Annotated in this window: 16 protein-coding genes; 14 read left to right on the top strand and 2 right to left on the bottom strand. The window is 47.3% G+C overall.

Features of this window, described 5'->3' with window-relative positions; genetic code table 11:
* Positions 1 to 125 precede the first annotated feature (125 nt).
* From PQG66_RS00515 to PQG66_RS00565, 11 genes are all read left to right on the top strand, one after another.
* The gene (locus PQG66_RS00515; RefSeq protein WP_272033946.1) at positions 126 to 1,127 is read left to right on the top strand and encodes a beta-ketoacyl-ACP synthase III; all 1,002 of its coding nucleotides are present in this window, start codon (positions 126 to 128) and stop codon (positions 1,125 to 1,127) included.
* The gene (locus PQG66_RS00520) at positions 1,117 to 2,349 is read left to right on the top strand and encodes an ATP-grasp domain-containing protein (protein WP_272033948.1); all 1,233 of its coding nucleotides are present in this window, start codon (positions 1,117 to 1,119) and stop codon (positions 2,347 to 2,349) included. The genes PQG66_RS00515 and PQG66_RS00520 overlap by 11 nt, the downstream gene beginning before the upstream one ends.
* Positions 2,346 to 3,341 (top strand): NAD-dependent epimerase/dehydratase family protein, encoded by a 996-nt coding sequence (locus PQG66_RS00525; RefSeq protein WP_272033950.1) that lies wholly within the window; start codon positions 2,346 to 2,348, stop codon positions 3,339 to 3,341. The genes PQG66_RS00520 and PQG66_RS00525 overlap by 4 nt, the downstream gene beginning before the upstream one ends.
* Positions 3,335 to 4,219, top strand: a complete 885-nt coding sequence (locus tag PQG66_RS00530) for an MBL fold metallo-hydrolase (protein ID WP_272033952.1) — start codon at positions 3,335 to 3,337, stop codon at positions 4,217 to 4,219. Before PQG66_RS00525 ends, PQG66_RS00530 begins: the two co-directional genes overlap by 7 nt.
* A complete protein-coding gene (locus PQG66_RS00535; RefSeq protein ID WP_272033954.1) occupies positions 4,216 to 5,535 on the top strand; it encodes a F390 synthetase-related protein in 1,320 nt (439 codons plus the stop codon). The genes PQG66_RS00530 and PQG66_RS00535 overlap by 4 nt, the downstream gene beginning before the upstream one ends.
* Before the next feature lie 129 nt (positions 5,536 to 5,664).
* On the top strand, positions 5,665 to 6,642 hold the full coding sequence (locus tag PQG66_RS00540) for an SDR family oxidoreductase (protein WP_272033956.1): 978 nt from the start codon (positions 5,665 to 5,667) through the stop codon (positions 6,640 to 6,642).
* A gap of 87 nt (positions 6,643 to 6,729) precedes the next feature.
* Positions 6,730 to 6,867 (top strand): hypothetical protein, encoded by a 138-nt coding sequence (locus tag PQG66_RS00545; protein WP_272033958.1) that lies wholly within the window; start codon positions 6,730 to 6,732, stop codon positions 6,865 to 6,867.
* A 176-nt stretch (positions 6,868 to 7,043) separates the two neighbouring features.
* Positions 7,044 to 7,589, top strand: coding sequence for a GNAT family N-acetyltransferase (locus PQG66_RS00550; protein ID WP_272033960.1), 546 nt, complete (start codon positions 7,044 to 7,046; stop codon positions 7,587 to 7,589).
* Between the two features lie 197 nt (positions 7,590 to 7,786).
* Positions 7,787 to 8,155: a hypothetical protein gene (locus PQG66_RS00555; protein ID WP_272033962.1), complete on the top strand. Its 369-nt coding sequence runs from the start codon at positions 7,787 to 7,789 to the stop codon at positions 8,153 to 8,155.
* Positions 8,156 to 8,330: 175 nt separating this feature from the next.
* Complete coding sequence (gene murI, locus PQG66_RS00560; protein WP_272033964.1) at positions 8,331 to 9,185, top strand: glutamate racemase; 855 nt, start codon at positions 8,331 to 8,333, stop codon at positions 9,183 to 9,185.
* Positions 9,186 to 9,210: 25 nt separating this feature from the next.
* On the top strand, positions 9,211 to 9,753 hold the full coding sequence (locus tag PQG66_RS00565; protein ID WP_272033966.1) for a histidine phosphatase family protein: 543 nt from the start codon (positions 9,211 to 9,213) through the stop codon (positions 9,751 to 9,753).
* A gap of 78 nt (positions 9,754 to 9,831) precedes the next feature.
* On the opposite strand, the gene PQG66_RS00570 is transcribed toward PQG66_RS00565, so the two are convergent.
* Both PQG66_RS00570 and coaA read right to left on the bottom strand, forming a co-directional pair.
* Positions 9,832 to 10,194 carry a DUF423 domain-containing protein gene (locus PQG66_RS00570; RefSeq protein ID WP_272033968.1) on the bottom strand — a complete coding sequence of 121 codons (363 nt, stop codon included), beginning with the start codon at positions 10,192 to 10,194 and terminating at the stop codon, positions 9,832 to 9,834.
* A 92-nt stretch (positions 10,195 to 10,286) separates the two neighbouring features.
* Complete coding sequence (coaA, locus tag PQG66_RS00575) at positions 10,287 to 11,216, bottom strand: type I pantothenate kinase (RefSeq protein WP_272033970.1); 930 nt, start codon at positions 11,214 to 11,216, stop codon at positions 10,287 to 10,289.
* 214 nt (positions 11,217 to 11,430) lie between these two features.
* Between coaA and PQG66_RS00580 the strand changes: the two genes are divergently transcribed.
* From PQG66_RS00580 to PQG66_RS00590, 3 genes are all read left to right on the top strand, one after another.
* On the top strand, positions 11,431 to 12,219 hold the full coding sequence (locus PQG66_RS00580) for a DUF3891 family protein (protein ID WP_272033973.1): 789 nt from the start codon (positions 11,431 to 11,433) through the stop codon (positions 12,217 to 12,219).
* Between the two features lie 229 nt (positions 12,220 to 12,448).
* Complete coding sequence (locus PQG66_RS00585; protein WP_272036380.1) at positions 12,449 to 12,916, top strand: 8-oxo-dGTP diphosphatase; 468 nt, start codon at positions 12,449 to 12,451, stop codon at positions 12,914 to 12,916.
* Between the two features lie 50 nt (positions 12,917 to 12,966).
* On the top strand, positions 12,967 to 13,335 hold the full coding sequence (locus PQG66_RS00590) for a YybH family protein (protein ID WP_272036383.1): 369 nt from the start codon (positions 12,967 to 12,969) through the stop codon (positions 13,333 to 13,335).
* The last annotated feature ends 270 nt before the right edge of the window (positions 13,336 to 13,605 follow it).

The raw sequence follows: 13,605 nt of genomic DNA on the forward strand, positions 1-13,605 counted from the left end.
GTTCTTTTCTTACTCTTGGAACAGAAGATATATCTTCTCCAAGAGTATTCAGATGGAGGTAGATTGGTTTAACGGGTAGTAGTATTAAATTTACATAAGACGAACGAAAGAGATGAGGATGGCATATGCAGCTTAGAAAAGTAAGAATCGTAGGTAGTGGAAAATACTTGCCTCAGATGAAGGTAACGGATGAAGAATTAGATGAACGTTTGAAAGTACCGGCAGGGTGGGTCAGTAAAGCGACGGGTGTAGGTTATCGTTATTACTCGTCACAGGAGGAGACTTCTTCATATATGGGAGCAAGGGCGGCAGAAGCGGCTCTTGCCGATGCGAAACTGTCCTTTGAAGATATAGATTGTTTGGTATGTACGAGCGGCACAAAAGAACAGCCGCTGCCAAGTACGGCTGTCTTCATTCAGCAGGCGATGGGACAAGAGAATTCAGGAGTACCCGCGTTTGATATAGATGCGACCTGTCTGAGTTTTCTGAATGGCCTTGATGTAATCTCCTATATGGTGGATGCTGGACGCTACCAGCGTGTATTGCTTGTAGCTACGGAGATTGCCTCAGCTGGATTGAACTGGAAGGAGCCGGAAAGTGCAGCTTTGTTTGGAGATGGTGCAGCTGCCGTCATTATTGAACGTGCATCGGAAGAATCGGGCTCGCAGATCGTACATGCGTCACTACGCACATACAGCCGGGGAGCCCGATTTTCGGAGATTGCAGGAGGAGGTACACGACAGCATGCAGTCCAATATAATGCGGAGCAGCCAGACCCTTTCCTCTTTCATATGGATGGACAAGCCATTTTCCGTATGGCATCGAGGCTGTTACCTGGGTTCGTGGACGAGATGCTACAAGCTACCGGGAACCAGATGCAAGATTTCAAGCTGGTTATTCCCCATCAGGGAAGTGCTATGGCTATGCGCTTGATTCGCAAGAAGCTGGGAATTCCTGAGGAAAGATTCATGGATATTACCTATGGTCATGGTAATACCATTGCAGCTTCCATTCCGATGGGATTGCATGAAGCGATTCGTCAGCAGCGCATACAGCGTGGAGATCGTGTACTGATAATTGGAACGGCGGCAGGTTTATCTCTGGGAGGACTCATCTTTGACTACTAGACCCAACCAAAATGAGCTTCCAAAAGGACGTTCATGCAGAGTGCTTCTAACAGGGGGAAGAGCTCCTGTAACGCTGGATTTGGCTCGCATGTTACATCGGTCAGGTCATCTTGTATTTGTTGTGGAAAGTACTGCGCGACATCTGTGCAGGACGTCTAGCGCTGTGACACAATGTGCGGTTGTTCCATCACCACGCCATCGAACAGAGGCGTACTTGTCAGCACTGGAGAAATGGGTCAAGACTTGGCAGATTGATCTGATCATCCCGATGTGTGAAGAAGTATTTTACGTGGCCCAGGGAGCAGATCGATTACGACAACACTGCGATGTTCTAGTGTCTAGCTTGGAGCAACTGCATGCACTTCATCACAAGTATGATTTTATTCAGCTTGCCAAGTCGATGGGACTTCTCGTCCCAGATACTCATCTGATTCAAAGTCCAAAGCAATGGCTTGAGACTCAGCAGGTGCTGCACGGTTCAGGAGAGTGGGTGTGGAAGCCAGTATATTCTCGTTTTGCTGCTAAAGTACGTATGCCGATCACTGGACAACGTCATAATCCGCCAGGTGAAGATATGTTATCCATGACCTCCCCTTGGGTAGCACAGAGATACATCCAGGGACGAGGGCTGTGCACATACAGTGTAGTGCATGAAGGACGTTTGGTTGCCCATGCGACTTACGACAGTTGTTACCGCACGGGTAGCATCGGTGCAAGTGTTTTTTTTGAACAAGTGGAACACAAAGGGACGTACGAGTGGGTAAAACAGTTTGTTCAGGCTACAGGTTTTAGCGGGCAGATTGGTTTTGACTTTATCGAGGACATGGATGGTCAGGTGTACGCAATAGAGTGTAACCCGAGAGCCACCAGCGGAATTCATTTGTTTCATCCCGGTGATGGTTTGGTGTGTGCATTGCTTGAACCAAAGGTTCTGCTTAGCAGAGGAACAGAAGTTACGCCATCACCAGGAGAAAAGGCTATGCTTGCACTGCCCATGTTGGGAAGTGGTATCCGTCAATTTTATAGTAGGAAAGGCAGCCTGCGTAACTGGAGAACGGCTTGGCGAGGTGCGAGAGACGTCGTGTATATTTCACAGGATCGCAGGCCCTTTTTCGAACAATTCGCGGTAGTGCTGGCAGCTTGGCGTCTTGCACATTCACATAGAATTTCACTGACGGAAGCTTTGACTCAAGACATAGAATGGAACGGTGAACCACAATGAAGAGAGCATTGGTGACAGGCGCTACAGGTGGTCTGGGCAGACCACTGGCTATGCGACTTGCATCCGAGGGATGGGAAGTTACCGCTATGGGACGACAGGAAGAGATCGGTGCCTACCTTGAAGCAGGGGGAGTACGTTTTATTAAGGGAGATATTCGGGACGAGCGGTCTGTGGAAGTAGCATGTGCAGGTCAAGATGTGGTGTTCCATTGCGCGGCGTTATCGTCCCCATGGGGACGATACAGAGATTTTTACAGCAGTAACGTACAGGGGACTCAGAATCTGGTTGATCGTGCTGCACGCAGTAAGGTGGGACGGTTCATTCATGTATCTACACCAAGTATTTATTTTAATTACATACCGCGTTATGCAGTTCATGAAAATGATCCACTGCCTGTCAAACCTGCCAATCATTATGCCGCTACCAAACTTCATGCGGAGCAGGTTGTAATGGATGCGCACAGTAATGGATTGCCGTCGATCATGATTCGTCCGCGAGCTATTTTTGGTCCCCATGATCAGACGCTTTTTCCACGTATTGTTGCGGCGAATGCCAAACGGGGCGTACCGATGATTAATAACGGACAAGTATTGATTGACCTGACATGTGTAGATAACGTGGTGGATGCCTTGTTATTGTGTGAAAGTGCTCCTGAAGCCGCGCTTGGGAGAGCGTACAACATTTCAAATGGAGATCCGAGACCTTTTGTAGAACTGGTCAGCACGTTGTTTGATATGTTGGATATGCCGCTGCATCGGTTGAACATTTCTTATAGAACCGCCTATGGAGCTGCCGCTTTGCTGGAAGGTGTGCATCGATTCATTCCTGCTCTGGGTGAACCGATGCTCACCAGATATACAGTCGGCTCTTTGGGTGTGCCGCAGATCTTGAACATTAACGATGCAAGAGAGCAACTGGGATATACACCCCGTGTTTCCATTGAAGAAGGTTTGCAACAGTTCGCAGATTGGTGGAGGGCAGAATCATGTTAACTTCAATACCCGTTAAGTTATATATAGGTGCAGCAGGATACTGTACACATCCCGAGTTTTTAACGCTACGGGGAGGAAGTGTGAAGCCTGTTCCTTTTCCAGCAGGTTTTGCCTGTATTATTCATCCGGTGCATGGTGCGATGTTGCTGGATACGGGGTACAGCTCCCGCTTTTTTGAAGAGACTGCGCATTTGCCTAATGCGTTGTATCGTCACATCACACCTGTTGTGTATCAGCAAGGAGACAGTGCTGTTCAGTTTCTGGAACGGATCGGATTGCAGGCACGGGATATCCGCTATGTTATTCTCTCGCATTTTCACGGGGATCATATCGCAGGGGTCCGGGATTTCCCGGAAGCTCAGTTTGTTTATTTACCGCAGGCCTATGAGGCTGTGCGCTCTTTGGGGCCGATTGCCGCAGTCAAGGCTGGATTTCTGGCCGGATTGCTTCCGGATGATTTTACTCAGCGGTCACTGCTCGTGAATCAAGAACCGAAGCCATGGACGGAAGCGGCAGCACATGCAGATACAGAACTTTTGCAGAGATTTCCCTGGAACGAAGTGTATGATCTTTTCGGAGATGGCAGTTTGCTTGGAGTAGATGTATCGGGGCATGCGGAGGGCATGATGGGCCTTTTGTTGCGTACAGAGCAGCATTCATATTTCCTGTGTGCCGATGCAGTATGGTCGAGCCGGGCATTTCGTGAACAGCGCAGACCTCATCCGCTTGCAGGCATCATTATGTCAGATCGGCAGGAATATAGACGCAATTTTGATAAATTAGTTCAGCTGCATCGTCAGTTTCCCGAAATTCGAATCGTGCCGAGCCACTGTCAAGAAGTGCTCAGCGCATGGGGCACAGGGGGGAGCGAATTATGAGCAATCCCTTTCGCATTCTGGCGCATTATGCCGTTGCACGAGGTTTCCGCAGATGGAAGACAAGGGAGAAACTCGAACGCTGGCAGGAACGCCGAATCAAGCGTCATGTCAAGCGTATTTGGGTGCAGTCTGCATTTTACCAAGAGTGGTGGAATGGCCTGCGTGCATCGGAGTGGAGAAAATTCCCGCAGATTGACAAGTCCATTATGATGCAGCATTTTGATACACTGAACACGGTAGGAATTACGAAGCAAGAAGCACTGTTTTTGGCGGGTGAGAGTGAGGAGACTCGTGATTTTGGGCAGTCTTCCATTCAAGGGGTAACCGTAGGGCTATCCTCAGGCACATCGGGCAACCGGGGAATATTTCTGGTGAGTGATCGGGAACAGGATGCATGGACAGGCACGGTGCTGGCCAAATTGCTGCCGGGCGGGTTGTGGAAACCTGCCAAGATCGCTTTCTTTTTGCGTGCGAATAGCAATCTGTATGAATCCGTGAAGCGCGGCAAGCTACAATTCAAGTATTTCGACTTGCTGGAGCGTGTAGAGGTTCTAGTTGAACGTATGGAACAATATCAGCCGACGGTATGGGTGGCACCACCCTCCATGCTTCGTATGCTGGCTGATGCTTATCTACAAGGCCGCTTAACCCATGTGGCTCATAAAATCATTTCCGTAGCCGAAGTGTTAGATCCATTAGATCGTAACGTGCTGGAGCGTGTCTTTCAGCAGACCGTTCATCAGGTGTACCAGTGTACAGAAGGTTTCCTGGGGGCGACCTGCGAACATGGAACGATACACCTGAATGAAGACATTGTGCATATTGAAAAAGAATACATTGATCCTGCCACTCGCCGTTTTGTGCCTGTGATTACAGACTTCTCCAGAACATCGCAGCCGATTATCCGGTATCGGCTGAATGATATTCTAACCGAGGCGGCGGAGCCATGCGCCTGTGGTTCATTGTTTACCGCCATTGAGCGGATTGAAGGCCGCTGTGATGATACGCTTTACTTTTCACACGCACATGAGGGTATAGAGGTCTCGGTTTTTCCGGATTTCATCAGTCGGGCTGTCATTGCAGCTTCGCCGTCTATTGATCATTATCGTGTGGTGCAGCGAGGCAGTGGAGTGTTGGAGGTTTCCATGAGGATCAGCGAGGAAGCGGATCACGAACAGGTGCAAGCTTCTGTGCTGAGAGAGCTGAAGAAACTGGCAGAGCGGCTGGATTGTACGCTACCGGAGGTGCATTTTGTGCCGTACACGTTTGAAGCCGGGATAACCAAGCTTCGGCGGGTGGAGAGGCGTCTGGATTAGTAGAGTATGAAGTGTTAGATAAGAGTGCTATTCTTTACGAAGAATCAAATGATCCAAGGAGTATAGAAGTAAAATGGCGTACGCGAATCCGTCCATGTGAATCAACATGATTAGAGAGAAGGTGATGAAATGGCGGTATGGGCCTATAAAATAGGAGGGGATTCACAGCCAACCTCTACGGATAGTGGTCGAATCGAAGGGCTGAATAAGACAGTAGCATCCGCATCCATAGCAGATTCAAGAGATACAAAATCAGTTAGGCCGGGGAGCCAACATCTTGTAGCATTCATCACAGGCACTTCCAGCGGCTTTGGGATGTTAACAGCCATTACGCTTGCTAAACAAGGTTACCGTGTGGTTGCAACGATGCGTGATCTGAGTCGTAAGGGGGAACTTTCCAATCGTGCGGAAGAAGCAGGAGTAACCGATCAACTCCATTACATGCAACTTGATGTGACGGATACAGATGGGGTGCTAGCCGCGGTTCATGCAGTGATCCAGCAATATGGGCGCATTGACATGCTGGTGAATAATGCTGGCTTTGCTGTGGGGGGATTCATTGAGGAAGTCGCGATGGAGGATTGGCGGCGTCAGATGGAGACGAATCTGTTCGGATTGATCGCAGTTACACGTGCTGTGCTACCTGTGATGCGTGAACAGCAAAGTGGACTGATTATTAACATTTCGAGTGTAAGTGGCCTTTCCGGGTTTCCAGGGTATGCACCTTACGCTGCTTCCAAGTTCGCTGTGGAAGGTTTCACGGAAAGTCTGCGCCATGAGATGTCCTCCTTCGGTATCCGGGTAGTGCTTGTGGAACCTGGTGCGTATCGCACCCCTATCTGGAACAAGGGTTTAGGTGAGATTCACCGGAATGAGAATTCGCCTTATAAGCAGAAGCTGGATGCAGTTCTCCGCTATTCCACACATGCGAGCGAGACTGCGCCTGATCCTCAGGAGGTTGCTGACCTGATTGCGCGGATTGCACAGATGCGTGCACCAAGACTGCGGTATGCGCTGGGTAAAGGTTCGCGGTTGCTCATCATAGGTAAAGCGCTGTTGCCATGGAAATGGCTGGAGCGAATTATTGCCCGAGCTCTCCGATCGTGAAGGGGAATTAGTCAAGGGGGTCGGTATGAGACATGTCTCATACATGTAATAAGGTAAATTTGCATACTTTTCAAGGAGGACTGATTGGTGTTCAAGGTTATCGTGGTTGTACTGCTACTAATTATTATTGGATTGCTCTTGCATATCAACAGCAAGCTCCCTGTGCGCGACCGGGTACAAGAAGCGATGGAGCTGGATCGTGAACGGAGAAATAACGAGAACTAGAACTAAAGCTATAACCAGAACTCGAACTAAACTAAAAGCAGAGACACCGCACCGAAATGACCGTAGCGACCGTAACGAAGTAGAATGCATACAGTCCGAAACCTTGGGTACCTTCAAATGAAGAGGGCACTTGTTATAATAGTCATACTTTTTTTACATTCAGGGGGGGATGAAGAGTGAGTTCTGATGCTTGGCAAGAGAGATACATCTTGCGTAATATCCAACGTGATGAATCCGATCTATATTGGCCTTTGCGGCTTGAAGCATTGCGGACACACCCCGAAGCCTTTGGGGCTTCATACGAGCTGTCCAGCCAGTTGTCTGTGAGTGAAGTGAAGGAGCGGATACATCACGAGCCTGATGATTATATTTTGGGAGCGTATACACCTGAAGGTGCACTTGCGGGCATGATAGGGTTTAAAAGAGAATTTGGACTGAAGCTCAGACATAAAGGAGTGGTCTGGGGCGTCTATGTCTCGTCTGCTCATCGTGGGAAGGGACTGGCATCCCGATTGTTGTCCGAGGTTCTGGAGCGTGGCAAACATCTCGAAAACCTGAAGCAGATTAATCTGAGTGTGGTGACCACGAATGCTTCGGCGAAACGGTTGTATGAGCGGCATGGGTTTGAAGTCTACGGGATAGAGCGTAATGCGCTGGAAGTTGAGGGACAAGGATACGATGAGGCACACATGACGTATTTTTACAACAAGCATTCAGACTAGAGCCAAAATAGAAAGAGCAGTCGTCCAGATGTATGAAGTCGTGCTACGCGGGGGAAATGCAGATCGTACTCAGAGGTATACATCTATCGCAGAATTTGCTTCAGCTTGGAGAAGAGCGAATGCGCAATGATGCAACAGAAGATTCGTAACTGCGCAGAAAATCCCGTATAATGGAAAATGATAAGGAGGTGATCACCATGTGTCGGTATGCCATGTCAGGTCCGTATAAAGAAATATATGCTTGTTTTAACTGCCGTAAGTCATTCAAACAAGTATCTCCTTACGATTTGAGTCCAGAAACTACGGGAATTCCTGAACATAAATGCCCGCAATGTGCGGAAATAATGGTAAACATGGGACAGGATTTTCAAGCGCCCAAGCAAAAAGATATCAAACAGTGGACCAAAGTCATGACGCTTTATCGTCATGGTATTACCTATCATAGTTGTGGATGCGGAGCCGGATATCGTCCAGCCCATTTGCGTGAAGTCCCGATTTTTCTGGAAAAGTACGCTTCTAGTCGCAGAAGTGAGGGAGAGAAATTGCTACATCGATGGATGAATTAAAAGAAAGTGATCTATGATTCGAAATTTTCATACAAAAAGACTTGCAATATGTCATTGAAGCGCATATCCGTATTTATGGAGAAGAGTATAATGATAATGACAGCTTTGCGGCATTTATTGGCGAGAAGGTTTGTCTTAACAGGCGTAGGTAAACATAGCATCACCTCCAGTCAGCATGAGCAGTAAAAAACGGTTCGTGGAACCGAAAGAATACATTATAGAGGTGACATCCTTGACGAAGAAAATTGCTTTTTATGATTCAGGCATCGGCGGATTAACGGTACTGCACAAAGCTTTGCAGCAGTTTCCGGATGAATCCTATATCTATTATGCGGATACATCGCATGTTCCGTATGGAACCAAGTCTGTGGACGAAGTCCGCCGTTATATTTTTGCTTGCGTAGAAGCCATCATTCGGGAACGGGTAGATGCAATCGTAATTGCGTGTAATACAGCAACCAGCTTAGCGGTTCATGATCTGCGATCTATGTATGAAATCCCTATCATTGGTATGGAGCCAGCGGTGAAACCAGCCGTGGAGATGAACCGGGACAACGGCAAGCGAGTGCTTGTATTTGCTACAGCCTTGACGCTGAGCCAGACGAAATACAATGAACTGGTATCGCGGGTAGATGACGAACATCGGGTCGATTCACTTGCACTTCCCGAACTGGTGGAGTGGTGTGAACAGCTTCAGTTTGATTCGAACAGCATTGCTGCTTACTTCCGTTCCAAGCTGTCCAATCTGGACTTGGAACAATATGGAACGGTGGTGATGGGATGTACTCATTACCCATTCTATTCATCCATCCTGCGAACCGTATTGCCGGATCATGTTCAGATCGTTGACGGTAGTGCAGGAACGGTGAGTCAGTTGAAGCGGCGCCTTGGACTAAAAGCTCAATCGCAAGTTGGAAGCGGGGAAATTGGACTACAAGAGAACGTGAATTTTCTAAGTTCATCAGGCCGGACAGAAGAACAGGATAAAATGCGCAAGGCACTTCAGTATCTCAACGAAAATGCACTTTAGTTCAGATCACCGGAGGTGTTGTTATATGGATTTGATTTATCTCATCCGTCATGCCAAAGCCGAAGGACAGGAGCCATACGCCAGCCTTACAGATGAAGGGTACAAGCAGGCTGAGAAGCTGGCAGAGGTGCTGTCACGTTGTGGGATTAGCTATATTGTATCCAGTCCCTGGAAGAGAGCGGTACAGACAGCAGTCCCTTTAGGAGCAACCATACATCAGCTTATTCATACAGACGAGCGTTTACAAGAACGTGTACTGAGCACCAGGGATCTGCCAGACTGGATGGATGTGCTGAAGCATACATATGATGACGTGGATTGGACCGCAGAAGGCGGTGAGTCTTCAAGAACTGCCGCTGCCCGAGGTTTGGCTCTGCTGGAAGAATGTTGGCAAAGACCGGAGACGCATGGAGCGGTGATCACCCATGGTAACTTGTTGTCATTAATGATCCGTCACTATGACCCATCTTTTGGTTACTTTGAGTGGAAGAAGCTGTCCAACCCGGATGTGTATGTTCTAAGACGGGAGCGAGAAATGGTCACCATCCAAAGACTTTGGCGTGATTAAAAGCATAAAAAAAGAGCACTCTCGCATCCGTTTTGTTCAGCCAGAGCACTCTATTTCATGTAACCAGTAATTATTAAATTACAGTGCTGCAAACAACAGTGTAATCCATCCAGCCAGAAAGGCGATACCGCCTAAGGGGGTGACTGCGCCCCATTTCCGTACGCCTGTGATACTTAATGTGTAGAGGCTGCCGGAGAATATGATAATCCCCACAAACAAAAGCCATCCTGCGGTCATGACAAGTGATGAAGACGGCAGCTGGTTTTCGAGCAATCCGAGCAGAATAATACCAAGCCCATGAGCAATATGGTATTGTACGCCAGTTTCATAGATTTTGATCATGTCAGCGGACAGTTTGCGCTTGAGCGCATGTGCCCCGAAGGCACCCAGTGCGACGGCCAGAAACATCATTACACTGCCTAGAACAACCAGAGTTTGCATGTCGTTGTCTCTCCTTTAAAGTGGATAAACTATAGATTAGATGGGTAATAAGCAGCATATCTCGCATGAAGAAAGGAGTTGCCGTAAAGCTCTTACAACTTGCGCAATTGAATCTGTTGAATGGAATGGTCAGCTTCTTTTTTCAGAATTAGTCGAGCTCTTCCTTTGGTTGGTAAAATGTTTTCGTGCAGATTTTTAGCATTGATATCCTGCCAGATCTGATTCGCTGTCTCAACCGTCTCCTCTTCATTTATATTGGCAAATCGCTTATGGAAGAACGAATCTTCGCTCTGAAACGCAGTCCGGCGAAGTAGCTTGAAGCGCTCAATGTACCAGTGACGAATATGCTCCTCATCGGCATCGATGTAGATGGAAAAGTCGAAAAAATCACTAACCAGCAAAGGAGTCTCTCTTTTCACTTGGAGCACATTGATGCCTTCAATAATCAGAATGTCTGGTTGACGGATCACCTGCTCTTCTCCTTGAATGACATCGTAGGCCAGATGAGAGTATACCGGAGCTTTAACCTCAGGCTTGCCCGATTTGACATCTCCCATGAATTTAATGAGTGATTTGATGTCGTAGCTTTCCGGGAAACCTTTTCGGTTCATAATACCTTTTTTCTCCAATACTGCATTTGGATATAAAAAGCCGTCTGTGGTGACGAGATCGACTTTAGGTTTATTCTTGCCTCTGGCAAGTAGAGCCTGGATCAAACGGGCTGCTGTACTTTTCCCTACGGCAACGCTGCCCCCGATCCCGATAATATAAGGGGTGTGTAGAGCTTCTTTTTTCATAAAAGCAGCGGTAAGCCGATCAAGCTCTCGCGAGGCGCGGGCATATAGGTCAATGAAATGGGTAAGGGGGAGATAAATATCCTCAACTTCCTGAATGGATACTTCTTCGTTCAAACCCTTTAACTGTTCCAATTCAGCTTCCGTCAAAGGAAGAGTGATCTGATGTTCTCTGAGTCCAGCCCATTCCTTGCGGTCAAACTCGATGTAAGGTGAGTATAAATTCATGAGATCCCGCTTTCTATATGTAATGTAATCGGTGACACAAACATTAGTGTACCAAATTTCAGGGAACTGACAACACTTTTACATGCTCTGTTTTGTAATAAAGGTGAAATAATCAGAGCCCGAATAGAATCAACGCAGGGAAGAATGCGGATTACAGGAAAGTGTGTCCCAACAATTATACACGTCAATATACCATGCGGAAGGGTGACAGCAAATGATCGTATATGAGAGAGAGTATGATTTTGTTTTGACCGCACAACATGAGCATGGAATTGCTGCCGGGAATATGGCTGCTCATTGGAGAACAGAATGGCTCCCCCACGGTTCACACCGGGATGAACTGATTCTGGCTGCGAGAGAACATGACAGAGGCTGGATAGAGCTGGATGCTGCGCCATTATGGAATGACTACAGTCAGGTTCCGTACTCCTTTCGTGATTTTCCGTTGCGTCCGCGTTTTGTATTTTATCGTAAGGGGATCGAAGAAGTAAGACAGCAGAATGCGTATGCCGGTTTATTATGCAGCGTGATGTATACAGAACTGTTTCAGAAGACGTTGGGCGCCAATCCACAGGATGACGACGACATCCGCCAGTATCTTCTTGAAGAACAACAACAGCAGGACGCCTGGAAAAAGGAGCTCGGCGGCGATGTTGCAACGTTAGAACAGCGGCTGAAAAATGATGTGGAGATGATGCTGTTCTGTGATCAGCTGAGTCTGTTCTTATGTATGGAGGAGCCGGGCACACCAGCGTCCCGCTATGATTTTTTTGCTGAAGGTCTCAGCTGTGCTTTCGAGACTTGTACAAGCCCAACGATTAAAGCTGAATGGATCTCGGGTGAGAAAGTGGGGCTATCTTTCTTTCCGTTTGACGAAGAATTTGAAGTGGTTATGTCTTATAAAGCGGTACCGAAAGCGAGCATTCGCAAATTTGGCATGTTGCAAGCATATCGCCGAGCCGAGTGGAAAAAACGCCATGTACGGATTACAGCTTTATCCTAAGTATTTCCTACACTCTATGGAGATACAACCACATCTAAAAATTAAGGGATACAACATTATATGGACAGGGTTACTCAGACGGACATTCGGTATTTACCGGGCGTCCGTCTTTTGTCTGCTAGCAGGAATATACAGACATTTCCCAGAAATTATATGGTGTGGGGGAGAACATCCGTACATCCTGGGAAAAGGAGGACACATATTGAATGTTCGGATTGAAATTTATACGATGAGCATGATATGGAATTCGGTAACCGATGAGGTTTTGCTCATGAACCGACCCGATCGCAAAGGCTTTCCGGGGTACATCGCGCCAGGGGGGAAAGTAGAATTTCCTGAAAGTATTGTGGACGGGGCCATGCGTGAGGTCCGTGAAGAGACAGGGCTTGTTGTGAAAGAGATTCTATATAAAGGGCTGGACGAATTCTGTGACCCTGAGCAAGGGTTAAGGTACATGGTATTTAACTATCTGGTGTCATCCTATGAAGGGGAGCTTCTAACAGATCCTCCCGAGGGGGAGTTAATCTGGGTACCGTCCAAGAACGCGCTAGAACTGCCCATGCAGGACTGGTTTGCAGAGCGTTTTCCGCGTTTTTTCAGAGCAGGTACATTTGAACGAAGTGTTGTTTGGGAAAAGTCGAGCGGCCAGACATTGCAGCAGACATTCAAGGTGTATCACGAACAAGCTGAGCAGTAAGTAGAAAGTGGAAGGGAACATTTATACAAAGAGGAGAAAGGATGATCATAATGGGATACGAACAGGCGCTTAGCGCATACATAGAGGCAACCAATACACATCGGTTTGATGAGGTGAGAAAACTGCTTGCACCGAACGCAATATACTGGTTTACAGGCACGACCTGCACAACAATTGAGGAGATCCAAGCTTACTTCGAGAAGGCATGGGAGACGGTGAAGGAAGAGATTTACCGTGCAGAAGATGTGCTCTGGATTGCTGTTGACGAACATCAGGCGGTATGTACCTATACGTATCATTGGGAGGGATATGTTCAAGGGAAACATGCTTCAGGACAAGGTCGGGCTACGAATGTGTTTGTCAAAGATACAGCGGGTACATGGAAACTCGTTCATGAACACTTAAGTTTGGGAGCTTAGAAGTTAATGGATATGAATAAAAGAGTAACGATATGATATCCATATCTATATATATTGTTCCAATTATTGTGGTACAATGGAGGTTGGATTTTTTCATTTAGAGGTGAGAAACAAGCAGGATACATGAACAACAGGCAGAGTGATTAAAGTAGATTACAGAAGACAGAAGAAAGAAAAAATAACCTCCAGGATCTTTAACCATTCAACAGGGGATATTTGTAGATTTGCCATACATAGGCTTCTGCAAAAAGAACAGCAACTAATAATTGT

The organism is Paenibacillus sp. JJ-100 (genome assembly GCF_948329825.1).
In the GTDB taxonomy this organism is placed as follows: Bacteria; Bacillota; Bacilli; order Paenibacillales; family Paenibacillaceae; genus Paenibacillus.

Bases quoted from the DNA above. Each gene is read 5' to 3' on its own strand.
- PQG66_RS00535 (WP_272033954.1), top strand. From the start codon at position 4,216: ATGAGCAATCCCTTTCGCATTCTGGCGCATTATGCCGTTGCACGAGGT.
- PQG66_RS00590 (WP_272036383.1), top strand. From the start codon at position 12,967: ATGGGATACGAACAGGCGCTTAGCGCATACATAGAGGCAACCAATACA.
- PQG66_RS00525 (WP_272033950.1), top strand. From the start codon at position 2,346: ATGAAGAGAGCATTGGTGACAGGCGCTACAGGTGGTCTGGGCAGACCA.
- PQG66_RS00555 (WP_272033962.1), top strand. From the start codon at position 7,787: ATGTGTCGGTATGCCATGTCAGGTCCGTATAAAGAAATATATGCTTGT.
- PQG66_RS00515 (WP_272033946.1), top strand. From the start codon at position 126: ATGCAGCTTAGAAAAGTAAGAATCGTAGGTAGTGGAAAATACTTGCCT.
- PQG66_RS00565 (WP_272033966.1), top strand. From the start codon at position 9,211: ATGGATTTGATTTATCTCATCCGTCATGCCAAAGCCGAAGGACAGGAG.
- PQG66_RS00530 (WP_272033952.1), top strand. From the start codon at position 3,335: ATGTTAACTTCAATACCCGTTAAGTTATATATAGGTGCAGCAGGATAC.
- PQG66_RS00580 (WP_272033973.1), top strand. From the start codon at position 11,431: ATGATCGTATATGAGAGAGAGTATGATTTTGTTTTGACCGCACAACAT.
- PQG66_RS00585 (WP_272036380.1), top strand. From the start codon at position 12,449: ATGAGCATGATATGGAATTCGGTAACCGATGAGGTTTTGCTCATGAAC.
- PQG66_RS00540 (WP_272033956.1), top strand. From the start codon at position 5,665: ATGGCGGTATGGGCCTATAAAATAGGAGGGGATTCACAGCCAACCTCT.
- coaA (WP_272033970.1), bottom strand. From the start codon at position 11,216: ATGAATTTATACTCACCTTACATCGAGTTTGACCGCAAGGAATGGGCT.
- murI (WP_272033964.1), top strand. From the start codon at position 8,331: ATGAGCAGTAAAAAACGGTTCGTGGAACCGAAAGAATACATTATAGAG.
- PQG66_RS00570 (WP_272033968.1), bottom strand. From the start codon at position 10,194: ATGCAAACTCTGGTTGTTCTAGGCAGTGTAATGATGTTTCTGGCCGTC.